The sequence below is a fragment of the Pararhizobium mangrovi genome, from assembly GCF_006516965.1.
GTDB classification, from domain to species: domain Bacteria; phylum Pseudomonadota; class Alphaproteobacteria; order Rhizobiales; family Rhizobiaceae; genus Pararhizobium_B; species Pararhizobium_B mangrovi.
In genome coordinates, this window is the sequence record NZ_VHLH01000001.1 from 328795 (window position 1) to 351387 (window position 22593).

Here is a 22593-nt window from a genome sequence, read left to right on the forward strand (position 1 = left end):
GAACGCGATGAGCGACAAGGAAGCGGACGGTTCCGACGAACACGGGGAGTCCAAGGTCGCGGTCTACGCGGCACTGTGCGGCAATCTCGCCATCGCCATCTCCAAGTTCGGCGCCGCGATCTATACCGGCTCGTCCGCCATGCTCTCCGAAGCGATCCACTCCGTCGTCGACACGGGAAACCAGGGCCTCGTCCTGCTCGGCATCAGCCGTTCGAAAAAACCGCCGGACGAAACGCATCCCTTCGGCTACGGCATGGAAATCTATTTCTGGAGCTTCGTCGTCGCGATTCTCATTTTCGGGCTCGGCGCCGGCGTCTCCTTCATCGAAGGCGTGGAAAAGCTTTCCCACCCGGAACCGATATCGAGCTTCCTGACGAACTACATCGTCATCGCGCTCGCGATCGTCTTCGAGGGGGCGTCGTGGATCATCGGACTTCGCCAGTTCAATCGGCAGCGCGGCGATGTCGGCCTGATCCGCGCCGTGCGGCGATCGAAGGACCCGACGATCTTCACCGTGCTCTTCGAGGATACGGCGGCCCTGCTCGGTCTGCTCGCAGCACTGCTCGGCATTCTCGCCGTCCAGTTCTTCGGCTGGACCTGGGCGGACGGGGCGTCGTCGATCGTCATCTCCGTCATCCTCGCGCTTGCCGCGACGGGGCTCGCGCTCGAGACCAAGGGTCTTCTGACCGGCGAGGCGACGAGCGGGGCGACCGTGCGTGACATCCGCAAGCTTGCGCTCGAGGAAGACCTTGTCGCCGGCGTGAACGAACTTCGTACCATGCATTTTGGCCCGAACGACGTTCTCGTCGCCATCAGCCTCGACTTCAAGGACAGCGCCAGCCACGACGAGATCGAACGCGTGACGAGCGAACTCGAGGTGCGTATCCGCGAACGCTTTCAAGGCATGGGCCAGATCTTCATCGAGACCCAGGCGAACGAGGACCACGAACGTTTGCGCAGGGGCGAATGGCCGAAGAGCGACGTCACCACGAAAGGCAGCGCCGCCCCGGCCTGATTACCGCCTTTCGACCGCATGACCTGGCGCCCGGAACGCGAGCGCTCGTCTCGGTGCTCGAAGGAACGATCGCCCGCCGTATCGGTTAACGCGGCGTATCGAAGACGCTGGAGAACCCACGATGCCCGATCCGAACCCGAAGCGCGACACCATTCCGACGGATCGCCCGGAAACGCTCGCGCTCTACCGTCTCGTCCCGCTCGCGGCCGCCAACGATCCACGTTGGGACGGGGCAACGTCGCAAGGCGAAGTCGTGGTGCGCGCCTATTCTCCGGCGGACGCCCGCCTCGTCGCCACCGCCGCGGAAACCGACTTCCGCCAGACCAACGCCAAGCCCGGCGACGGCAACTCGACCGCCATCGCCAGCGCATTCCGCGACGACAAGCTCTATACGGTCGTGGACGAACCGGAAGGCCGCTTCTCTGCAAAGGGCGAACGCGCGTTCGTCGCCGGCTCGATCGACGAGAACGTGATCATGCCGCTTACGGACGACGAGTAACCATTTCGCCGATCTGCCACGAGAGCGTGCCTTCTGCGATGGCCGACATCGGCACGGCTCAAAGCGGATCGGCATCCCAGAACGTGCGGAGGAACGCCCGGGCATCTCCGACTTCCTGGCGGCGGCAACGGTCCATGAATGCAGGTTCGGACAGATCTGCGAACTTCGGGTGCGCGGCCAGGACCGAAGGCGACACGTTTCGGAACGCCATAGACCATTCTGAAAAGTTGCGTGCTGCCAGAGGTCCACGTTGCAGCACCACCTTGGTATGGTGACGAGCATCGCGAAAAATCCGGGCGCGAAGCGTTTCCAATTCTTCGTCGGGGCCTTCGAGAAGTTGCATGAAACTCCCGCTGCGACCTCCACGACCCTCGACGAAAAGCAGTGCTCCCGTAATATCGTGTTGGGCGTTGTACCGGCGGCTTTCCTTTAAAATCGCACCGAGCCCGTCGCTGTCCAGACTATCCCTGGCCTGGCTGACATAGACCAAGTGCTCCAAGCCCATAACTCCCTCCTCCATCTTGCGATGGTCGGGATATATTGGCGGCGTGGTGACCGTCAATCATATGCATTTTCACCATGTGCAATTGCTTTTAATTATTTCTAAATTGATTGACCGGTTGCGGGCATCGTCTCATTCTTGCTCCAGGAGGAGGGACGAATGAGCATCGGTACCCGAGATCTCGACGAAGTAACCGGGCGCATGGCTCTGGAAAGCCCTGATCGCATCGAGTTTCGCGACGATCGCGGGCGAACGATCCAGTCGGTCGGTCGTGCGTTGACGATCATCGAGATACTGGCAGATGCCAACGAACCGCTCGCGCTGAACGAGATCGCCGCACTGGCGCAGCTGAACGTTTCCACCTGCCATCATCTCGTCGCGACCCTGGTCGGACGCGGTTACGTGCTGCACGCGGGTCGAAACCGTGGCTACATGCTGTCCTCGCGACTGAACGAACTGGTGGACATGAATTCGCGGGAGATCGATCTCGGCGAATTCGTGCGCCCGAAGCTGACCGCTCTCGCCGAGCAACTCGTCGAGAGTGCCCAGATGGCCGTTCTGCGCGGTACCAACCTCGTGACGCAGTTGCGTGCCGATTACGCTACCAATGTGCGCGAAGCGGACGAGTTCAAGAAGATGACGGCGCTGCATGCGACGGCGACCGGCAAAGCGATCCTCGCCTGGTTGCCGGAGACGGAAATGGTGCGGGTCATCTCGCAGAACGGGCTGACTGCCTACACCGAGCGAACGATCACTTCTCTTTCCGGTCTGATCGAGGAACTAAGGAATGTTCGGCGCAACGGCTTCTCGGTCGACGACCAGGAATTGGAAAAAGGCGTCGTGTGCTGTGGCAGCGTCGTTCGGGATGAAAAGGGCGCAGTTATCGCCTCGATCTCGGTAACCTTCGCTGCCGAGAAGAACTCCGACGCCTATCGAAGCCACGTGATCAAGCGGGTCGTCCAATGCGGTCGATCCCTCTCGGACCAACTCAAGGTAAGCCGAGCCTAACGACTTTCGTGCTGTAGTGGAGGAATAGACCCATGCCGATGAGCGAGACGGTAACGACCCATTCGGACTATCCGGTACCGGAAACGATGAAGGCTTGGGTTCTGGGCGATCCAGGCGAACTGACCTTCGTCGACAAGCCCGTTCCGGAGCCGAAGAAGGCCGAGGTACTCGTGCGTATCGACGCGGTAGCGATCTGCGCGACGGATCTTGAGATCATCCATCACGGCCCGCCGGCCATGATCGAGGGCGGACTGCCGTTCAACAAGAACTTCACGCCGGGTCATGAATACATGGGTACCGTCGTCGCTCTCGGACCGAGCGTCGATGAATACAGGATCGGCGAACGCGTGACGGTGGAGATCCATGCCGGCTGCGGTCAGTGCAAGCGCTGCCGCGAGGGCATGTACACTTCGTGCCATAACTACGGAAAGAACTACGGCGACGTCGACAAGGGCCATCGCGCCAACGGTTTCACGACCGATGGCGGTTTCTGCGAGTATCAGGTGAACCACGTCAACACGCTTGTCCATGTCGACGACACCATGTCCGACGAAGAAGCGACATTGGTCGTGACTGCGGGGACGGCGATGTACGGCCTGACCGAACTCGGTGGACTGGTCGCCGGCGAAAGCGTGGTTGTCACGGGGCCGGGCCCGATCGGTTTGCTGGGTGCTGCGGTCGCCAAAGCGCTCGGTGCGCAGCCGGTCATTCTGACCGGCACGCGCGACAACCGATTGGAGATCGGCTCGAAGCTCGGTGCCGACCACGTCATCAACGTGCGCAACGAAGATGCTGTCGAAAAGGTGCGCGAATATACGGGTGGCAAGGGAGCCGATTACGTCGTCGAATGTTCCGGCGCGCCGAACTCGCTCAACGAGGCGGCGCAGATGCTCAACCGTGGTGGCAAGATCTGCCTTGCGGCCTTCCCCGGTAATTCGCCCGAAGTCGACGTGGCCTATCTGGTGCGAAACAACATCTATCTGTTCGGAATTCGTGGCGAGGGGAAGACGGCGACCCATCGCGCCGAAGCCTTCATGCGGCAGAAGCGCTTCGATGCGACGTTGATCCATACCCATACCTTCGACATCGCCGAACTGCCGGAAGCACTGCGTTACGCCAAGGACAGGGTCGAGGACGCGATCAAGGTGGTCGTGCGGAACAAGCGGGCGCAACAACAGCAGATCGCCGCCGAATAGGCAGCGTCCCGTCGCTTCGCTTTTCGCGTGGAGATCGAAGCGAAGGCTCGGCTTTACCGGCCCGTACGAAGAGACACGCTCCCACGCGCTGTAGTGATCTGGAATCCGGGAGGAACAGGTCTGATGCTTACCTGTGACACGTATTTGATGCCCACGAGCTTGAAGGAAGCGCTCGAAGCATGGGCGGCCGCCCCGAAGGGCAGCCGTCTCGTGGCCGGCGCGACCGACATCCTGCCGTGGGCACGCGAGGGGCGAGGCGGCGATGTGCATCTGCCAAGCATGATCGACCTTAGCCGCGTAACCGAGCTTTGCGGATACGAGGTTCAGGGCGATCGTGTCCGGCTGAACGCCAACGTCGTCTATCAGGTGTTCCTGGAAGACAAGACGCTCATCCGGCTTCTGCCGAACATGCCCTATTGCGCCGCCTGGTTCGCCGATGATCAGATCCGCCAGCAAGCCACGCTGGTCGGTAATATCGTCAACGCTTCGCCGGCGGGCGACGGCATTCCACCAGTGTTGACCCTGAACGGGGAGATCGAACTGGCAAGGCTCGATCATGGCGCCGTCGCTTCGCGTCGAATGCCGGTTTCCGACTTCATCACCGGTCCCGGCCGGACCGAAATGGCGCCGGGCGAAATTGCCACCGCGGTCATACTCGACGCGATGGAAGGCTACGGCGGTTCGTTCCAGAAAGTCGGTTTGCGGCGATCCCTGGTCATTTCGGCCGTATGCTGCACCGCTCTGATCAAGACCGGTGACGATGGCCGTATCATCGAGGATGTGCGTCTGGCCCTCGGTGGCATCGGGCCACGCCCGATACGCTTGCGCGACATCGAGGAGATGCTTCGCGGCAGGCAGATGACCAGCGAATTGGTGGCCGAGGCAAGCCTCAAACCGGCGGAGATGGTCGCGTCGCGCAGTCGGGTCGAGTACCGGCGCGCGGTGACAAGCGGCTTTGTCGAGGCGGCGATCGAAGACGCTCTCGTGACGCTTGGTGCCCCCAAGCCGGAACCCGATCAAAGGGAGACCCTCCATGCCTGAACTCGAGCTCGACTTGACCGTGAATGGCCGAAGGATCACGCGTCACGTGGATCCGTCATACCGGTTGCTCGATCTGTTGCGGGACGATCTGGCTCTGACGGGCACCAAAGAGGGCTGCGGGGCCGGCGAATGCGGCACCTGCTCGGTCTTCGTCGACGGCAAGCTGTTCAAATCGTGCCTGATGCCGGCCAGCAAGGCGCAAGGCACGACGATCGAGACAATCGAGGGCCTGTCTCGGCCGGGCGAGCTTACCCCGGTCCAAAGAGCTTTTCACAAGACCGGCGCCAGTCAATGCGGTTACTGCATCCCCGGGATGGTGATGGCGGCCACGTCGGCCTTGCGCGAAAACCCCGCCGCCGGGATCGAGGAGATCAAGGAACGCATGGGCGGCAACATCTGCCGCTGCACCGGCTACACCAAGATCTTCGAAGCGGTCGAGATCGCCCGCGACGTGATCGCCGGTACCCTGCCGGAAACCGCGCTCAATCCCGAGCTTACGAAGACAAGCTACATCGGACACAATACGCGACGTCTCGATGCTCCGTCGAAGGTGTCGGGTCGGCTGAAATATGCAGGCGACATGGAGATGCAGGGCATGCTGCACATGCAGGTGCTGCGTTCTCCTCATGCCCATGCCCGTATCAGCCGGATCGACACGTCGAAGGCCGAAGCGTTGCCGGGCGTGCATTGCGTGATCACCTGCGACGATGTGCCGGGTGAGGATGGCTTCGGTGTCTTTGTCCACGACCAGCCGATCATGGCGCGTGGCAAGGTGCGCCATGTCGGCGAAGCGGTGGCCGCCGTAGCCGCGGATACCGTGCGCATCGCGCGTGAGGCAACCAAGCTGATCGCCGTCGAATACGAACCGCTCCCGGGCCTCTACGACCCCGAGGAAGCGCTTCGACCCGGTGCGCCGGTCATCCACGATTATGCAGCCGACAACGTCGTGAAACACATCCCCCTGCGCAAGGGCGATATCGAGACGGGTTTCGCCGCGGCGGAACTGATCATCGAGGAGCGCTTCTCGACCCAGCAGGTCGAACACGCCTATCTCGAGCCCGAAGCCGGAATTGCCTATGTCGACCATGACGATGTCGTCACGGTGATCTCTCCCAGCCAGAACATCACCCATCACCGCCATATGCTTTCGACCATCATCGACAAGCCGATCAACAAGGTGCGCTTCATCATGTCGCCGGTCGGCGGTGGCTTCGGCGGCAAGGAAGACATGATCTACCAGGGCATGCTGGCGCTGTCCGCGATGAAGTCCGGACGTCCCGTTCGCCTGGTCTTTACCCGCGAGGAGTCGATCATGGCTTCGGCCAAGCGACATCCCTCGCGCACGAGCTATCGGATGGGGCTGACGAAGGAAGGGCGCATCACCGCCGTCGAATTCTCCATGCTTTCCGACGGCGGCGCCTACGGAATGTCTTCGGAGGGCGTCATGCGCAAGGCTGCGATCCTGTCCTGCGGGCCTTACGAGGTCGAGAATATCAAGGTCGACACGACGGTGGTCTACACCAACAACACCCCGTCGGGTGCTTTCCGCACCTTCGGTGGAATGCAGGCGCAGTTCGCCACCGAATCGATGATGGACATGGCGGCCGAGAAGCTGGGTCTGGATCCCTTCGAGATCCGCCGGCGCAACATGATGAAAGCGGGTTCCAGGACACACACGCAGCAGACGCTGAACTCGGCTTCCATCGACCGGGTGCTCGAGGCGGCCGAAACGGCCAGCCGATGGGAAGCCGGACCACCCAACGTGCGCGGTGCGAACCGCAGCGACCTCGACGGACCGGATACGCGCCAGCCCTGCACGCTCGGCGCACGGTTCAACGAAGCGCGGCATCAGATCGAAAAAGCGAAGGTGGCGTCATGAAGCGCAAGATGCGTGGCCGCGGCGTCGCCGCTTCCTGGTATGGTATCGCGCGCACGGCTACGATCGATCGTGCGGGAGCCTGGGCGGAACTCGACGACGGCGGCACGGCCAAGGTGCTGACCGGCGTGACGGAGATCGGCGAGGGGATCCTGACACTTCTCAGTCAGGTCGCTGCCGAAGAGCTCGGCGTCAAGCCCGAACAGGTAACGATCGGCGACAACGATACCGCCCGATCTCCCGAGGCCGCTCATGCCGGCGCGACGCGGCAGACCTACATGATCGGGAATTCGGTTGCGCTCGCTTGCCGGGAGGCGAAGGCACGTCTCTTCGACGAGATCGCCCAAGCATGGGAAGTGCCGGTCGAGGATCTACGCAGCTTCGACGGCTTTCTCTGGGCCGAAAGCACCAACAAGCGCATCACGATGGAAGAAGCGGTAGCGCTATGCAAGAAGCGCGGGGTCGTTCCCGTCGGCTCCGGCAGTTTCACGGCTCACGGCACCGGCCTCGATCCGGTGGACGGACACGGCAGCCCCTGGCAAGCGTACGTTTTCGGTACGCAGGTGGCCGAAGTGGAAGTCGATACGATCACCGGCGAGGTGCAGGTTCTGGGCATCTGGGCCGCCCACGATGTCGGTCGCGCGATCAATCCGCGCGGCGTCGAAGGTCAGATCGAAGGCGGCGTCGTGCAGGGCCTCGGCCAGGCGTTGATGGAAGACTACCAGACGAGCGAGGGCCATCCCGTCACCCATGGTTTCGCCAAGTATATTCTGCCGACTTCGCTGGATGTCCCCCAGATCAATTCCGTGATCGTCGAGGACCCGGATCCGCTGAGCCCGCTTGGTGCGAAGGGCATCGGGGAACCGTCCCTGATACCGACCGCGCCAGCGGTCATGAACGCGATCTACGATGCCATCGGTGCGCGCATTCGCGACCTTCCCGCAACGCCTGAACGTGTACTGGCTGCGCTTCATGAAAAGCGCCGTGCCGACGCACAGACAGCCTGATGCAGATGCCGTGCGGGAGGATGCTCGGCACGATCTCTTGAGCAGCAAGACGAGGAAAGGAGCGGCCTCGGTCGATGACCGACCAAACGCCGGCTCCGATGGACCGCAACCACAAGGGAGGAAGTCATGGCAGGATTCTTGAAACGCTGGATCGTCGGGTCACTTGCAGTGGTCTGGCTCGCGCTGGGGGGAGGGCAGGCTGCCGGCGCCGCGGATTTCCCGACGAAGCCGGTGGAGATGACCGTGCTCTTCGGCGGCACCGCCAACACGATCGCGCAGGTGCTGTCCAAGCTGATGACCGACAAGCTCGGCGAACCGGTCGTGCCGGTCAGTCGACCAGGCGGTGGCGGAGCGGTGGGCTACGCTTTCGTTCAGGGTTCGCGTCCGGACGGCTACAACATCGTATGGAACTCGAATTCCATCAACACGTCCTATCACACCGGCAAGATTCCGTTCGATTACTCTGCGTTCGAACCGATCGCTCAGGTTTCCAAGGAGACGCCGGCCCTTGCCGTGCCAGCGGACAAGAACTGGAAGACGCTCGGCGACATGGCCAAGGCCGTCAAGGCGATGAAGGGCACGCTGAAAGTCGGAATTTCCGGCAAGGGCTCGTTCACGCATCTGACCTCGGCCGCGCTGTTCGACGCTATGGGGATCGGCGACAAGGTTCGCTATATTTCCTACGGCGACGGAAAGGCACCGATCGAGTTGCTCGGCGGTCGTATCGATGCGGCCATCCAGTGGCCCGGACAGTTCGAGTCCTACGCCGCAGCGGGAAAGCTCAAGGTGCTCGCCGTAACCGGCAAGGAACGGGTCAACCTCCTCCCGGACGTGCCGACCGCCACTGAACAGGGTTTCGATATCGACATCACCATGTGGCGAGGATTGGCCGCTCCGAAGGGCACGCCCGCGAACGTCATCAAGACGCTGCAGGACGCTGCCAAGGCCGCGACCGAATCCCCGGAGTTCAAGAGCGCTGCAGAAAAGCTCGGATTTACGCCTGCTTACCTGGATGCCCAGGCCTTCGGTCAGGAAATCGCGAAGGACGACACCTTCTACAAGAAGCTGCTCGGCTCGCTCAGCATGACGAACTGACATCATGCTCGGCGACGGACGCCGTCGTCGGGCATCGACCATGCTGGAGGGACCTTCCCATGATCCGCAATCGCAAGGATGTCGCGACAGGAAGCGTGTTCACGCTGCTGGCGGTCGTATGGTGCAGCTACGTGTGGATGACCATTCCACCCGGCGCTGGCGACGGCGACATCGGACCAAGAGCTTTCCCCTTGCTGCTGGGGGCGGTTCTGGGGCTCCTATCCGCCGGTTTCGCGGTCCTGCGTGCCTTCCGCGGGCCGAAAAGCATCGAACCGCCGTTGGATGACGATGCCGGGTCGGGTGGCAACGAACTCGCGACCATGCTGACGCTGTTCTGCCTGATCATGCTCTACGGCTACGCAATGCAGAAGATCGGTTTCGTTCTGGCGACCGCTCTTTGTGTGGCGTTGACGATGACGATCCTCGCCGGTGACCGCGCGCCGGTGCGTATCGGCGCCATGACCCTCGGGGTAACCCTTGGTTGCTGGCTCGTCTTCGCAAAGATCATGGCTCTTCCTTTGGCCGTCGGAACCTGGATATCGCTGGGCTGATCCATGGAAACCCTTTATCAAGCCGCATTGCTTTCGCTGACCCCCTGGGCGATCGGCGCCGTAGGGCTCGGCACCCTTATCGGCATCATCTTCGGCTCGATACCCGGGTTGACCTTCACCGTAGCGCTCGCTCTGGCGCTGCCGATCACGTTCGGCATGGACACGGTACCGGCTATCGGGCTGCTTCTCGGAACCTACATAGGCGGTATGACCGGCGGCTCGGTGTCGGCGATCCTGCTCGGCATTCCCGGTACACCTTCGGCCGCAGCCACCGTTATGGACGGCTACCCTCTCACCAAGCAGGGCCGAGCCTCCATCGCGCTCGGTACGGCCGTCATCGTCTCGACGCTCGGGGGAATCTTCTCGCTGATTGTCATGATGATTTCGGTCAATCTCGTCAGCAAGGTCGCGATCGAGTTCGGTCCCGCCGAGATTTTTGCGCTGGTCCTCTTCGGCATGTCGACGATCTGCGGCCTCTCGGGCTCCAGCATGATCAAGGGTCTCATCGCCGGTACTCTGGGCCTGATGATCATGACGGTCGGCATCGACGAGATCGATGGGGTCAATCGCATGACCTTCGGCGTGGTCAACATGCTTCAGGGCGTCAACCTTCTGGTCGCGATGATCGGATTATTCGCCATTCCTTTCGTGATCGAAGTGTTTGCTCGTCACGCGCGAGGCGAAGGCGAGAAGAACGAGACGCGATCCCTTCGGGTCGAACTGCCGAGCCTGCGCCTTCTCGGTCGCAATTCCTGGCTCATCACCCGCTGCTCCGCCATCGGTACGGTGATCGGTGCCATCCCCGGGACCGGTGGCGCAATCGCCGCGTTCCTCGCATATGATCACGCGCGCCGCTTTTCGAAGACGCCCGAACGCTTCGGCCGGGGGGCCATCGAAGGCGTTGTCGCGCCCAAGACCGCGAACAACGCCGTCACCGGCGGGACGCTCATCCCGTTGCTGTCGCTCGGCATTCCCGGCGATCCGGCCACCGCCATCGTACTGGCCGGGCTCAAGATCCATGGCGTTACCCCCGGTCCTTCCCTGTTCATGAATTCCGAGAGCGTGGTCTACGGCATCTACATCGCCGTCGTGATCGCCTACGTCTTCATCCTGCTGATCCAGCTCGGCGGCATTCGCCTCTTCGTGTACGTGCTGCGCATCCCGCAGCAGCTTCTGGCTGTCATCATTCTCGTCCTCTGTGTGATCGGCGCATATACGATCCGCAACTCCGTTTTCGATATCTACACCATGGCTGTCGTCGGCGTGGGGGCCTGGGTCCTCCTGCGTGTGGGCATCCCGACGACGCCGGTGATCCTGGGAATGGTGCTCGGCCCGACGCTCGAAAACGAGTTCCGTACGGCGATGTCGCTATCGGAAGGCCATTGGAACATCTTCTACACCTCGCCCGTGGCCATGGCTTTCGTGGGTCTCGCCGCCCTCGTCGTGGTGTTGCAATCGTTCAGCGAGCTGAAGCTGCGGCGAAAAGCCAAATTTGCGGAGAAGAGCAATGCTTGAGCGCACTGCCGAAGATCGAGAAGACGGACCGCCGAACGCCGCCGCCATCCACGAGCGCGCCGAGCTCATCGGCCGGGACGGCTTCGCAGCGCTGGAAGCCGGATCGCAGGTCGTCGATCTCACTTTATCGGAGGGCCTGGTTCTCGGCCTCCTCAAGCAGGGTGTGCGCACGTGGTTCGCCATCTTCGGCCACGGCTCGACCGATCTCGGCGAAATCCTCAGGATCTATTGCGAAGCAGGTGTCCTCGGAGTGTTCAACTGCCGCAACGAGGTCGAAATGGCACATGCCGCCACTGCGCACGCGTGGGTGTACGGCGAGACCCCGGCAATCGTGACCTCGATCGGGCCCGGAGGGTTGCAGGCAATGGCCGGTTCGCTCGCCGCCGCCTCCAACGGGGTCGGCGTCTACCACATCTACGGCGACGAGACGACGCGCGGCGAGGGCTACAACATGCAGCAGGTGCCGAAGCCGGAGCAGGGGTTGTTCGGCCAGATCACCGGTCTCATGGGGCAGTCTTACGTGCTTCACACGCCCGAAGCGCTACGCGAATGCATGCGTCGCGGAACTGCCTGCGTGCACCATCCCTACCGAGCGAAGCCGTTCTACATTCTCGCGCCGATCAATACGCAACCACAGGCCATGGCGCTGAACCTTTCCACGCTGCCGGGCAAACTGTATGCCCCGCCTTGCGCTCCGGCCGACGACGAGCCCTATCGACGCGCTGCCGAGATGTTCGCCGCCCACGATCGCATCGTGATCAAAGCCGGTGGAGGCGCGCGTCGGCATGCTGGAGCGGTAAGGCGGCTTGCAGAGGCGCTCGACGCGCCGGTCGTACTGTCGCCCGGTTCCACGGGCGTGCTCCCCGACGATCATTACCTGAATATGCATGTGGGGGGATCGAAAGGCACGATCAGCGGCAACTATGCAATGGAGAACGCCGAACTCGCCATATTCATCGGCTCGCGCGGTGTCTGTCAGGCTGACTGTTCCGGCACGGGCTGGCCTGAAGCCAAAGCCGTGGTCAACATCAATGGCGATCTGGACGACGCGAGCCACTATGCGCATACGGAAATGCTCACGGGCGACATCACCGCGGTGATCGACCGGCTCCTGTCCGTCGCCGATCGGCGGAAGTCCGAGGTTTTCGTGAGCAATTGCGCGTCCAGGAAGGCGCAATGGCAAGCCTTCAAGGCGCAGCGTTTCGCACAGGAACCCGTCGAGGATGCAGTCTGGCAACGGCCGGTACTGACGCAACCCGCCGCGATCCATGCCGTCGCCTCTTTCGCGAAGCGTATCGAAGCGGTCAAATTCTTCGATGCGGGAGATGTGCAGGCCAACGGTTTCCAGATCGTCGAAGATGACAGGCCGGGCGAAACCATTACCGAGACCGGTGCCTCCTACATGGGGTTTGCCGGCTCCGCGCTTCTGGGGGCCGTCGGTGTCGGCGAACCGAGATACGGTATAGCGTTCACCGGCGACGGCTCGTTCATGATGAACCCGCAAGTGCTCATCGACGCGGTCGAACATGGCGTACGGGGAATGATCGCGCTGTTCGACAATCGTCGCATGGCTGCGATTACCGGCCTGCAGCTCGCTCAGTACGGCCGCGAGTTCCGGACCAACGACAGTGTTCCGGTCGATTACGTCGCGATGGCGGGCGCGGTGGCCGGTGTAAAGGCTCTCCACGGCGGCCACACGGTCGAGGACCTGCTCGCTGCACTCGAAGCGGCATGGGAACACGACGGGCTCAGCCTTGTGCATATTCCCGTCTACGGTGGCCACGAAGAGTTCGCCGGCATGGGCGCCTACGGAAGTTGGAACGTCGGCAACTGGGTAGAAGACGTCCAGCGAGACTGGCTTCGCCAATCCATCTAATGCTCCAGATATGAGACGAAGACCATGTATCACGACCTGAACCTTTATATCGCCGGGGATTGGCGCGAGGCATCCGATGGCGCCACCCGCTCCGTCACCGATCCGGCCACCGAAACCTCGCTCGGTACCATTGCCATAGCGACGGAAGCCGACATCGATGCGGCCCTATCCGCAGCTCAGGCCGGGTTCGAGACATGGCGCCGGGTCGGTACCTGGGAGCGTAGCGCCCGATTGCGCCGCGTGGCCGAGCTGATCCGGGAACGCGTCGATACGATCGCAGATCTCATGAGCCTCGAAACCGGCAAACCGTTGGCGGAGGCGAAGGGCGAAACCAATGCCGCCGCCGATCAGTTCGAATGGTACGCCGAGGAAACGAAGCGTATCTACGGGCAGATTATCGAAGGTCGGACCCCCGACAGCCGAATGCAGGTGATCTACCAGCCGGTGGGTGTCGTCGCGGCATTTTCGGCGTGGAATTTTCCGGCGTTGTTGCCTGCGCGCAAGATCGCGGCCGCGCTCGGCGCCGGCTGCGCCATCATCATCAAGCCGGCCGGAGAGGCCCCCGCATCCTGCGCCGCGCTGGTCGAGGCCTGCCACGATGCGGGAATTACGAAAGGGGCGGTCAACTATCTGACCGGCCAGTCTTCGATGATCGCCGAGCGGCTCGTCGCTTCGCCGATCGTGCGCAAGGTATCGGTCACCGGGTCGGTCCCGGTCGGCAAGCAGATTCTTCGCCTGGCCGCCGAGGGTGTAAAGAAGGTCTCGATGGAACTCGGCGGGCACGGCCCGGTTCTCGTCTTCGACGATGCGGATGCCGAAGCGGTCGCCGACGTCTGTGCGACCACCAAATTCCGCAATTGCGGGCAAGTCTGCATCTCCCCCACGCGTTTCTTCGTGCATGAAAGTCGATACGAGGCCTTTTCGGCCCGTTTTGCCGAAGTCGCGAAGTCGCTCAAGCTCGGCCGTGGTATGGAGGACGGTGTGCAGATGGGGCCGATGGCCAACCGCCGTGGTCTCGAAACAGTCAGCGGAATGGTGAAGGACGCGGTCGATCGGGGCGCGGAGGTTCTGGCCGGGGGCGCGCGTCCCGCTCACATGAACGCCGGGTTCTTCTTCGAGCCGACCGTATTGGGCCGCGTAGCCGACGATGCCCGGGTCATGGTCGAGGAGCCTTTCGGTCCGATCGCGCCGATTACGACCTTCTCGGACTACGACGAAGTCATGGCACGGGCCAATGCTCTACCGTTCGGGCTTGCCGGTTATGTGTTCACCGAATCCATGTCACGTGCCACCCACGCCTACGAGGATCTGCAGGTCGGCATGGTCGGCGTCAACGAAATGCTGCTGGCGACCGCCGAGGCGCCTTTCGGCGGCGTCAAGGAAAGCGGCATGGGGCGCGAGGGAGGATCGCTTGGGATCAAGGATTACCTCGATCCGAAATACGTGAAGATCAAACTCTCGGCGAAAGGTTGATCGTGACCGATGAGAACGCAACGGGGCTCGCGCGGGGCCTGACGAATTACGGCGATCGGGATTTTTCGATCTATCTCCGCAATTCCTTCGCAGCTTCGATGGGCTATTCCCGCGAAGTATTGAAAAAGCCGATCGTCGGCATCGCCAACTCGTTCTCGGGGTTCAATAACTGCCATCGGCACTTTCCGGAGATGGTCGAACACGTCAAGCGCGGCGTACTGTTGGGTGGCGGCCTGCCGATCGAGTTTCCGACCATTTCGCTCGGGGAAGTATTCCTTTCACCGACCTCTCTGAAGTTCCGCAACCTGATGGCGATGGATACCGAAGAGATGATCCGCGCCCAGCCGATGGACGCGGTCGTATTGATGGGCGGTTGCGACAAGACCGTGCCGGCGCAACTCATGGGCGCCGCTTCGGCCGATTTGCCGGCGGTGCAACTCGTTGCGGGACCGATGATGACCTCTCGCTACGGCGAGGAGCGGCTTGGCGCGTGTACCGACTGCCGCCGCTACTGGGGCAAGTACCGGGCGGGCGAGGTCTCGCGAGAAGAGATCAACGACATCGAAGGCAGATTGGCGACGACCGCGGGGACCTGCGCGGTAATGGGTACCGCCTCGACCATGGCCTGCATTGCGGAAGTGCTGGGTATGTCGCTGCCCGGTACGGCAGCGATTCCGGCAGTGCACTCGGACCGTCTGAGGGCGGCGGAAGCTTCGGGCATGGCGGCCGCCAGGATGATCCGTGACCCCATTCGGCCGAGCCAGGTGATCACGCCGAAATCGGTCGAGAACGCCATTCGCGTGCTCCTGGCGTTAGGCGGCTCGACAAACGCCGTCATTCACCTCACCGCGGTAGCGGGCCGGCTCGGTATTCCCGTCTCGTTGCAGCGCCTCAATGCGCTCTCCGACGAGACGCCGGTTCTGGTGAACCTCAAACCCGTGGGTCGGAACTATATGGAGGATTTCTTCTTCGCCGGCGGGGTCGGCGCCGTCCTGCGCGAACTGAAACCTCTTCTGCATCTCGATACGGTGTCGGTCACGGGCGAGACATTGGGAGACCGGCTTGAAAAGGACCCGGGGCACGTCGACAGGCGCGTCATCGCCGCCGCCGCGCAGCCTCTCGAGCCGCAGGGCGGTCTCATCGCTCTCTTCGGTAACCTCGCTCCCCGTGGAGCGATCCTGAAGCGCTCGGCGGCCGACCGTTCGCTCTTCGAAAAGGAGGGGCGCGCCGTTGTCTTCGCATCGCTGGAAGATCTTGCCGAGCGGGTGGACGATCCCGAACTCGACATTGAACCGGACGACATCATGGTGCTTCAAAACGCCGGTCCGAAATCGGCTTCCGGCATGCCCGAGGCCGGATATCTTCCGATCCCCAAGAAGCTTTCCTCAAAAGGGGTCAAGGACATGATCCGAATTTCGGACGCTCGCATGTCGGGAACCGCTTTCGGCACCATCGTTCTGCATGTCGCGCCGGAAGCGGCGATCGGGGGTACGCTCGCACTGGTGCGTACCGGCGATCGTATCCGTTTGTCGGTAAGGGAAAAGCGGATCGAGCTTCTGGTCGATGACGACGAACTCGACGAACGCCGTTCCGCCTGGAAATCCGATCTGGTTCCCCCTGAGGCTAGACGCGGCTACGACCGGATCTATGCAGCCGAGGTGCTGCAAGCCGACGAAGGCTGTGACTTCGCTCTCCTGCAGCCAGTCGCAGACGGCTGAGACGAGACATACGGGAACGGGCACCATACGGCGCGTTCCGAGCGCCCGCGATCTTCGCGGCGAACGCTTCGATGAACGTCACGTGCCGCCTTACCGGCCGGTGATGCCCGGGAAGACGATCAGGATGGCGACCGCGATGATCTGCAGGCAGACGAAGGGCACGAGCGACTTGAAGATGTCGCCGAGCGAGATGTCCGGCGGCGCCACGCTCTTCAGGTAGAAGCCGGCCGGGCCGAAGGGCGGCGACAGGAAGGCGACCTGCATGTTCATGCAGAAGAGCACGCCGAACCAGATCGGATCGAAGCCGAGATCCTTCACGATCGGCACGAAGATCGGCAGGGTGAGGAGCGCGATGCCCACCCAGTCGAGGAACATGCCGAGCACGAAGAGGATGAGCATCATGAACAGGATGACCACCGTCGGATTGTCCGAGATGCCGGTGATGAGGTTGTTCACGAAGTCGAGGCCGCCCATCAGGTTGAAGACGCCGACGATGGCGCTCGCGCCGATGCCGATCCACACGATCATGCCGCAGGTCGCGAGCGTCTGAACGACGGCGCCGCGAAGCAGCGAGAAGGTCAGTTCGCCGCGGATCGCGGTCGAGAGCACGACGCCGGCAACACCGACGGCCGAGGCTTCCGTGACCGAGGCGATGCCGCCATAGATCGAGCCGAGGACGAAGAAGATGACGAGGGCAGGGAGGATGAGCCCCTTGAGAAGCGGAAGCTTTTCCTTCCACGTCATGTCACTTTCCTCGAGCACCGGCGCAACGGCCGGATTGAGGTAGGCCCGGAATAGAACGTAGGCGACGTAGAAGCCGGCGAGCATGAAGCCCGGCAGGAAGGCGGCGGTGAACAGATCGCCGATCGAGACGTTCGCCGTCAGCCCGTAGATGATGAGCACGATCGACGGCGGCACCATCGTGCCGAGCGAGCCGCCGGCGCACACGACGCCGATCGCGAGGTTCCGGTCGTAGCCGAGGCGCAGCATCTGCGGCAGCGCGAGTAGCCCGAGGAGCACGATCTCGCCGCCGATGATGCCGCTCATGGCAGCAAGGATGACGGCGACGAAGATCGTCTGGATCGCGACGCCGCCGCGAATTCTTCCTGCGATCAGCTTCATGGCGTCGAAGAGATCGCGCGCGATGCCGGATCGGTCGAGGATCGCCGCCATCAGCACGAACATCGGGACCGACACGAAGACGAAGCTCGAAACGAAGGAATAGACCCGCGTCGTGATGAGAGGGACCGCCATCGGTCCGAACCATCCGACGGCGAAGAAGAGCGCCACGAACAGCGTGACAAAGGCGAGCGGCATGCCGATCAGGAGCAGCGCCAGAAGCATGCCGAACATGAGAAGGGTGCCGTCGGCGATGCCGAGAACGGAGAGGTCGAACATGCGGCTAACGCCCCTTGCGCAGATAGTTCACGGCCAGAACGAGGAACTGGACGGCCATCACGATCATGACGACCATCAGGAAACCCTTGGCGAGTGCCGGCGTCGGCGGGTTCCAGGCGCTTCCCGTTCCTTCCAGGCGCAGGGCGCCGCCCGGCGCCCACCAGGACTTTTCGACCATCGTCCAGCTCGCCCATGCGAAGAAGCAGGCCGAGATGAAGCACATGATCGAGATGACGACGTCGAAGACGCGGCGCCACCGGTCGGGCAGATGATCGTAGACCAGGACGACGCGGATGTGCCGATCGCGCGCAACGCAGTAGAGGCCGCCATAGATGAACGAGACGCCGCAGATGAAGATCGTCGATTCGTTCGTCCACAGCGTCGGCGCGTTCAGGACGTACCGCATGAAGATCTCGTACATGATGAACGCCGCGGAGATCAGGAACAGCGAGGCGATGAAGACACCGCCCTTCTGGATCATGCGGCCGAGAAAGCCGGCTTCGGCGATCGCGCTCTCGTCGGCGAGCGTGTGTTCGGGTGTCGCTTCGCCGGCCTCGACGCCGGCGGGATCCTCGTAAGCCATGGATGATCTCCGGGAGAAAGAGCCGGCGGCGGGTCGCCGCCGGCCGCGGCGGACCTACTCCTTGAGCAGGCCCTTTTCCTTGAGGTAGCTCGTCAGCGTGTCGTAGACCTTCTGAGCGTTGTCGGACTTCGTGGCGACCTTCTTCCACTCGCCCTCGGCGATCTTGCGGAACTTGGCGCGTTCGGCATCCGACCAGTCGTGGATGTGGATCTTGCCGGTCGCCTTGGCCTTCTCGACGGCTTCCTGATCGCGCTTCTGCAGGACGCTGAGCTCGTGCTGGGCGAACTGGTGGACCGATTTCGTCAGGGTCGTCTGCAGCTTCTCGGGAAGATCGTCCCACTCCTTCTTGTTCATCGCGATCTCGACGAGCGGGAGAGAGTGGAAGCCGGGATAGACCGGGTTCGGCGCGATGGTGTTCAGGCCGAGTTCCTGGTTGGTGGAGAAGACCGTCGCGTCGGCGGCGTCGATCACGCCCTTGTCGAGCGAGGTGTAGATCTCCGACTGCGGCAGGTTGACGGGAGCCGCACCAGCGGCCGCGAAGACGTTCTGCACGAGCCCTTCGGGAGCGCGGATCTTCACGCCCTTGAGGTCGGCGACCCCGTTCAGAGGTACCTTCGAGACGAGCGCTTCGAGGCCCGGCGTCGTCGCGCCGATGAAATGCAGGCCGTATTGGCTATCGAGCTCGGTCATCAGCTTGCCGCCCTGATGGCTCATGAAATCCAGCATGTTCTGCGGATCGGACCATGCGCCGACAGGGTTGGCGATCAGGCCGAAAGCCGGATCCTTGCCCGAGAAGTAGGAGACGTCCGTGATATGGCCGTCGAGAATGCCGGCTTGGATGGCATCCTGCGTTTCGCTGTGCGAGACGATCGAATCGACGGGCAGCAGGTTGATGGTGACCTGGCCGTCCGTCGATTTCTTGACGTTCTTCGCCCAGTCCTTCTGCAGGGCGAAATTCGGGCTGCCGGCCGCGTCGCTCGACTGGAACTTGAAGCTGTAGTCCTTGGCGTTCGCGGCGCCGGCAAGCGAAACCGCCGCGGTCGCGAGAATGAGTGTCCGTGTCAATGTCTTGAACAATGGTTCCTCCTGGGTCCGAACGATGGGTGTCGCCGCTGCGGCGTCGATCCCAGCGATCCGTGCGGGCCACCGACGGACGGACCGGACGATGGTTCGACCGGGCAAACGCATGCGGCGAGCACGTCGGAAGACGGTGCGGCTTGCAATTTTCGGGTGCAAATTCGAGATTTACCGGCACCTCCTCCTAGCCGCATGAACAATGACAGCGCTATCACTGTCAAGAACAACGCGAGCGAGGGACGGAGATTATGGGACGAAGTCGCACGCGCGCCCGCGTCACGCTCAGTGACGTCGCTGCCGAATCCGGTGTCAGTACCATCACGGTTTCCCGGGCGCTTCGAGAGCCGCACCGCGTCTCGGCCCCCTTGCGCGAACGCATCGACGCGGCCGTCGAAGCGCTCGGCTACGTTCCGAACCTGGCCGCCCAGGCGCTTGCCTCACAGCATACCAACGTCATCGGCGTGCTGATTCCTTCGGTGACGAACAATGTCTTCTCCGATCTCCTGAGCGCCATCTACGACACGGTGTCGCACACCCGTTTCCAGATCCAGCTCGCGAACACCCAATATTCGGTGAGCGAGGAGGAAAAGCTCGTCCGCATCTTTCTCAACCAGCGGCCGGCGGGTCTCGTGGTCACGGGCATAGACCAGTCCGCCGCCTGCCGGCAGCTTCTCTCGGAGGCCAACTGCCCGGTGATCCAGATCATGGAGACGGCACCGGACCCGATCGACATGATGGTGGGATTTTCGCACTACGACGGGGCGGCGCGTGCCGCGCGGCATCTCATCGAAAAGGGCTACCGCAGGATCGGCTTCATCGGCGCGCGCATGGACCCGCGCACGCAGCGGCGAATGGAAGGCTGTCTTTCAGTCCTCGACGCGTTCGGCATGCTCGACCGCGATCTCGTCAGTACGACCGAGGAGATCTCTTCCGTCAACCTCGGGGCGGCGATGCTGGGCGCGCTGGTCGACCGCCGCCCGGATCTCGACGCGGTCTTCACCAACAACGACGACCTCGCGCTCGGCGCGCTGTTCGAATGCCAGCGACGTGCGATCGCGGTGCCCGACGCTCTCGGCATCTGCGGGTTCAACGATCTCGAGATGGTTCGCGCGAGCGCGCCTTCGCTGACGAGCGTCGATACGCGGCGCGGGGAAATGGGACAACGGGCCATGACGATGCTGATGGATGCGATCGAAGGCAAGCGACCACAGAAGCGCGTCGTGGATCTCTCCAGTACGGTGATCGCCCGCCAAAGCACGGCACGCGGAACCCGGGACGATCCGGCTCGCTGAAGACAACGACGTGGAATCCGTATTAGGTCGCAGGCTCCATGCCGGCGCCTACCGCACGAACGAACCGGCGATTACTCGTGGGGGCAATGCTCAAGCTGTTCAGTCCAAGCCTGTCAGAGCTTATTGGTCGATGCCGATTTCTGACCTTGCTTTGCTGATTTGTTGGGTGGAGTTCTAAGCTTTGGAGAATAATGGTCGGAGTGGGAGTGATTCGAACACTCAACCCCCTCGTCTGGAACGAAAGCCTCGGTTTCCGAGGTTTGCCGTTTGTTCACGGTTGCGCCTGGTGAAACGGTCACATGCTGTCATACAACGCGGATGTACGGGCGAGGGTGGCTCGGACTATGAGTCGTATATGAGCGACAAAGACCTCGACGAGCCATTCGGTGACCCCGACATCCACACCACTACCACGTCCTCCAGCTGATCAAGCGGATCACCGGCGCTCTCTTCGTCGAGGACACAATGTACATTCTCGGCATCACCAAACAGACGACGGAGCGGTGGCTTGGCGGCAAGCCGATGCCAGACCCCGTCGAGCGCCTCGAGCACGATGCGGATGCCCTCGACGCGTTCCAGCGAGACCTCGAAAAGCTGATCGCGAAGCATGAGAAAGCTGGTTTGAGCGAACCCTGATCCGCTTTCGCCCGCACCTGTACGCGAAGACATTATCAACTTCCGTAGAAAAGAACGAAAATTCCAATGAACAAAAGGGAACCGACTAGCTGGAGTTCGCCAACGTGTGCACGTTTCCGTTGAACCTCATCAAGTTGCCTTGACAAAAAAGTGTTGTTTGGTAACGTTCCCAAATGAGGAGAGCATCCCAATTCGGTCGCAGACCCACGATCATTGATGTCGCGATTGCCGCTGGCGTGTCGAAGAGCACGGCTGCGCGCGTGATGTCCGGTCAGGGGAACGTCTCGCCGAAGGTCGTTGCGGCCGTGAGAACTGCATCTAGGGATCTTGGTTACCAGCGTAACAACATGGCTGTCAGCATGCGCTCGGGACGTAGCGGTCTCATCGGCATTATCGTACCGGATATTTCCAACCCATTCTGGGCCGAAGTTGTTCGAGGCGCGCAGGAGCGAGCGGTATTGTCGGGCAGTTCGCTGCTTATTTTTTCTTCCGATTGGAGCGCCGAAAGAGAGCGTAGTCATCTGCAGGCACTCGTGCAGACGCGCGTCGATGGTTTTGTGCTCAATACGATTGCCGACGAGGGCGATACACAAGACTTTACGAATCTGGGTTGTCCTTTCGTCTTGATTGGCACCACCTCCGATCTCTATCCCGACCGATCAAGCGTGGGATCCGATATCCCGCAGGGTGTTGCTACCGCTCTCGACCATCTGTCGAGGTGCGGCCATGACTTGCCTAAGCTGATAACCGGTCCGCCACGTCGTCTCGCCCGGGCAAAATTCGTTTCTGCCATCAATCGCTATTTCATTGATCGGGACATCGACCCAACCGGAATAGAGGCCGAAAACGGCGAATACAGCGTTAACGGCGGACGGGCCGCGATGGCTCGCCTCATCCGGCACCACAAGGGGTCTCATATGACCGTTTTCGCCGCCAACGACCTTATGGCGCTTGGTGCCATGGCAGAAGCCCGCGACGCCGGGCTCGCATGTCCCGCCGATGTTTCGGTGATTGGTTTCGACGGAATTCCATCTGGCGAATTCTGCTCACCGCCCCTCACGACCATTGCTAAGCCATCACGCGGTATTGGAGAGGACGCGATGCGTCTTCTCGGTCGATTGATCGAGGGTGACAGTGTGGTCATGCGCCCGCGTTTGCCGTGTCGGCTCGTTGAGCGCGGCAGTGTCTTAGACTTCTCGGCTACACGCGAACGCACGCTCCATCTAGCCTAAAGC

General features: G+C 62.1%; 20 protein-coding genes. 15 read left to right on the forward strand and 5 right to left on the reverse strand.

Annotated elements, in window-relative coordinates; translation table 11 throughout:
- Positions 1-7 precede the first annotated feature (7 nt).
- Positions 8-1015, forward strand: coding sequence for a cation diffusion facilitator family transporter (locus FJU11_RS01560; RefSeq protein WP_141165235.1), 1008 nt, complete (start codon positions 8-10; stop codon positions 1013-1015).
- Between the two features lie 121 nt (positions 1016-1136).
- Positions 1137-1514: a hypothetical protein gene (locus FJU11_RS01565; protein ID WP_235890730.1), complete on the forward strand. Its 378-nt coding sequence runs from the start codon at positions 1137-1139 to the stop codon at positions 1512-1514.
- A gap of 58 nt (positions 1515-1572) precedes the next feature.
- Here the strand turns inward: FJU11_RS01565 and FJU11_RS01570 are convergent, their stop codons facing one another.
- Positions 1573-2019: a BLUF domain-containing protein gene (locus FJU11_RS01570; protein WP_181408000.1), complete on the reverse strand. Its 447-nt coding sequence runs from the start codon at positions 2017-2019 to the stop codon at positions 1573-1575.
- 156 nt (positions 2020-2175) lie between these two features.
- Between FJU11_RS01570 and FJU11_RS01575 the strand changes: the two genes are divergently transcribed.
- From FJU11_RS01575 to FJU11_RS01625, 11 genes are all read left to right on the forward strand, one after another.
- The gene (locus tag FJU11_RS01575) at positions 2176-3024 is read left to right on the forward strand and encodes an IclR family transcriptional regulator (protein WP_141165237.1); all 849 of its coding nucleotides are present in this window, start codon (positions 2176-2178) and stop codon (positions 3022-3024) included.
- Between the two features lie 38 nt (positions 3025-3062).
- A complete protein-coding gene (locus FJU11_RS01580; protein WP_235890731.1) occupies positions 3063-4220 on the forward strand; it encodes a zinc-dependent alcohol dehydrogenase in 1158 nt (385 codons plus the stop codon).
- A 147-nt stretch (positions 4221-4367) separates the two neighbouring features.
- Positions 4368-5261: an FAD binding domain-containing protein gene (locus FJU11_RS01585; RefSeq protein WP_268935180.1), complete on the forward strand. Its 894-nt coding sequence runs from the start codon at positions 4368-4370 to the stop codon at positions 5259-5261.
- Positions 5254-7140, forward strand: coding sequence for a molybdopterin-dependent oxidoreductase (locus FJU11_RS18500; RefSeq protein ID WP_141165239.1), 1887 nt, complete (start codon positions 5254-5256; stop codon positions 7138-7140). The genes FJU11_RS01585 and FJU11_RS18500 overlap by 8 nt, the downstream gene beginning before the upstream one ends.
- Positions 7137-8144, forward strand: a complete 1008-nt coding sequence (locus FJU11_RS18710) for a xanthine dehydrogenase family protein molybdopterin-binding subunit (protein WP_141165240.1) — start codon at positions 7137-7139, stop codon at positions 8142-8144. Before FJU11_RS18500 ends, FJU11_RS18710 begins: the two co-directional genes overlap by 4 nt.
- Before the next feature lie 126 nt (positions 8145-8270).
- A complete protein-coding gene (locus FJU11_RS01600) occupies positions 8271-9239 on the forward strand; it encodes a tripartite tricarboxylate transporter substrate binding protein (RefSeq protein ID WP_141165241.1) in 969 nt (322 codons plus the stop codon).
- 59 nt (positions 9240-9298) lie between these two features.
- On the forward strand, positions 9299-9790 hold the full coding sequence (locus tag FJU11_RS01605) for a tripartite tricarboxylate transporter TctB family protein (protein ID WP_141165242.1): 492 nt from the start codon (positions 9299-9301) through the stop codon (positions 9788-9790).
- 3 nt (positions 9791-9793) lie between these two features.
- The gene (locus tag FJU11_RS01610; RefSeq protein ID WP_141165243.1) at positions 9794-11305 is read left to right on the forward strand and encodes a tripartite tricarboxylate transporter permease; all 1512 of its coding nucleotides are present in this window, start codon (positions 9794-9796) and stop codon (positions 11303-11305) included.
- Positions 11298-13181 (forward strand): thiamine pyrophosphate-dependent enzyme, encoded by a 1884-nt coding sequence (locus tag FJU11_RS01615; RefSeq protein ID WP_141165244.1) that lies wholly within the window; start codon positions 11298-11300, stop codon positions 13179-13181. The genes FJU11_RS01610 and FJU11_RS01615 overlap by 8 nt, the downstream gene beginning before the upstream one ends.
- A 24-nt stretch (positions 13182-13205) precedes the next feature.
- On the forward strand, positions 13206-14654 hold the full coding sequence (locus FJU11_RS01620) for an NAD-dependent succinate-semialdehyde dehydrogenase (RefSeq protein WP_141165245.1): 1449 nt from the start codon (positions 13206-13208) through the stop codon (positions 14652-14654).
- A gap of 2 nt (positions 14655-14656) precedes the next feature.
- On the forward strand, positions 14657-16372 hold the full coding sequence (locus FJU11_RS01625; protein WP_141165246.1) for a dihydroxy-acid dehydratase: 1716 nt from the start codon (positions 14657-14659) through the stop codon (positions 16370-16372).
- A 90-nt stretch (positions 16373-16462) separates the two neighbouring features.
- On the opposite strand, the gene FJU11_RS01630 is transcribed toward FJU11_RS01625, so the two are convergent.
- Genes FJU11_RS01630 through FJU11_RS01640 form a run of 3 tightly spaced genes read right to left on the reverse strand, consistent with a single transcriptional unit; the run spans position 16463 to position 19430 of the window.
- The gene (locus FJU11_RS01630; protein WP_141165247.1) at positions 16463-17770 is read right to left on the reverse strand and encodes a TRAP transporter large permease; all 1308 of its coding nucleotides are present in this window, start codon (positions 17768-17770) and stop codon (positions 16463-16465) included.
- A 4-nt stretch (positions 17771-17774) separates the two neighbouring features.
- Positions 17775-18353: a TRAP transporter small permease subunit gene (locus FJU11_RS01635; RefSeq protein WP_141165248.1), complete on the reverse strand. Its 579-nt coding sequence runs from the start codon at positions 18351-18353 to the stop codon at positions 17775-17777.
- A gap of 54 nt (positions 18354-18407) precedes the next feature.
- The gene (locus FJU11_RS01640; protein ID WP_235890733.1) at positions 18408-19430 is read right to left on the reverse strand and encodes a TRAP transporter substrate-binding protein; all 1023 of its coding nucleotides are present in this window, start codon (positions 19428-19430) and stop codon (positions 18408-18410) included.
- A 248-nt stretch (positions 19431-19678) separates the two neighbouring features.
- Between FJU11_RS01640 and gntR the strand changes: the two genes are divergently transcribed.
- Positions 19679-20722, forward strand: a complete 1044-nt coding sequence (gene gntR, locus FJU11_RS01645) for an HTH-type transcriptional regulator GntR (protein ID WP_141165250.1) — start codon at positions 19679-19681, stop codon at positions 20720-20722.
- A gap of 342 nt (positions 20723-21064) precedes the next feature.
- Here the strand turns inward: gntR and FJU11_RS01650 are convergent, their stop codons facing one another.
- Entirely contained in the window at positions 21065-21391 is a 327-nt protein-coding gene (locus tag FJU11_RS01650; protein ID WP_141165251.1) for a hypothetical protein, read from the reverse strand.
- A 140-nt stretch (positions 21392-21531) separates the two neighbouring features.
- On the opposite strand from FJU11_RS01650, the gene FJU11_RS01655 reads away from it, so the two are divergent.
- Positions 21532-22590: a LacI family DNA-binding transcriptional regulator gene (locus FJU11_RS01655; RefSeq protein ID WP_141165252.1), complete on the forward strand. Its 1059-nt coding sequence runs from the start codon at positions 21532-21534 to the stop codon at positions 22588-22590.
- Positions 22591-22593 lie beyond the last annotated feature (3 nt).

Excerpts from the sequence above, each read along its gene's own strand:
- FJU11_RS01560 (WP_141165235.1), top strand. The coding sequence starts at position 8 with ATGAGCGACAAGGAAGCGGACGGTTCCGACGAACACGGGGAGTCCAAG.
- FJU11_RS01565 (WP_235890730.1), top strand. The coding sequence starts at position 1,137 with ATGCCCGATCCGAACCCGAAGCGCGACACCATTCCGACGGATCGCCCG.
- FJU11_RS01570 (WP_181408000.1), bottom strand. The coding sequence starts at position 2,019 with ATGGGCTTGGAGCACTTGGTCTATGTCAGCCAGGCCAGGGATAGTCTG.
- FJU11_RS01575 (WP_141165237.1), top strand. The coding sequence starts at position 2,176 with ATGAGCATCGGTACCCGAGATCTCGACGAAGTAACCGGGCGCATGGCT.
- FJU11_RS01580 (WP_235890731.1), top strand. The coding sequence starts at position 3,063 with ATGAGCGAGACGGTAACGACCCATTCGGACTATCCGGTACCGGAAACG.
- FJU11_RS01585 (WP_268935180.1), top strand. The coding sequence starts at position 4,368 with ATGCCCACGAGCTTGAAGGAAGCGCTCGAAGCATGGGCGGCCGCCCCG.
- FJU11_RS18500 (WP_141165239.1), top strand. The coding sequence starts at position 5,254 with ATGCCTGAACTCGAGCTCGACTTGACCGTGAATGGCCGAAGGATCACG.
- FJU11_RS18710 (WP_141165240.1), top strand. The coding sequence starts at position 7,137 with ATGAAGCGCAAGATGCGTGGCCGCGGCGTCGCCGCTTCCTGGTATGGT.
- FJU11_RS01600 (WP_141165241.1), top strand. The coding sequence starts at position 8,271 with ATGGCAGGATTCTTGAAACGCTGGATCGTCGGGTCACTTGCAGTGGTC.
- FJU11_RS01605 (WP_141165242.1), top strand. The coding sequence starts at position 9,299 with ATGATCCGCAATCGCAAGGATGTCGCGACAGGAAGCGTGTTCACGCTG.
- FJU11_RS01610 (WP_141165243.1), top strand. The coding sequence starts at position 9,794 with ATGGAAACCCTTTATCAAGCCGCATTGCTTTCGCTGACCCCCTGGGCG.
- FJU11_RS01615 (WP_141165244.1), top strand. The coding sequence starts at position 11,298 with ATGCTTGAGCGCACTGCCGAAGATCGAGAAGACGGACCGCCGAACGCC.
- FJU11_RS01620 (WP_141165245.1), top strand. The coding sequence starts at position 13,206 with ATGTATCACGACCTGAACCTTTATATCGCCGGGGATTGGCGCGAGGCA.
- FJU11_RS01630 (WP_141165247.1), bottom strand. The coding sequence starts at position 17,770 with ATGTTCGACCTCTCCGTTCTCGGCATCGCCGACGGCACCCTTCTCATG.
- FJU11_RS01635 (WP_141165248.1), bottom strand. The coding sequence starts at position 18,353 with ATGGCTTACGAGGATCCCGCCGGCGTCGAGGCCGGCGAAGCGACACCC.
- gntR (WP_141165250.1), top strand. The coding sequence starts at position 19,679 with ATGGGACGAAGTCGCACGCGCGCCCGCGTCACGCTCAGTGACGTCGCT.
- FJU11_RS01650 (WP_141165251.1), bottom strand. The coding sequence starts at position 21,391 with ATGTCTTCGCGTACAGGTGCGGGCGAAAGCGGATCAGGGTTCGCTCAA.
- FJU11_RS01655 (WP_141165252.1), top strand. The coding sequence starts at position 21,532 with ATGAGGAGAGCATCCCAATTCGGTCGCAGACCCACGATCATTGATGTC.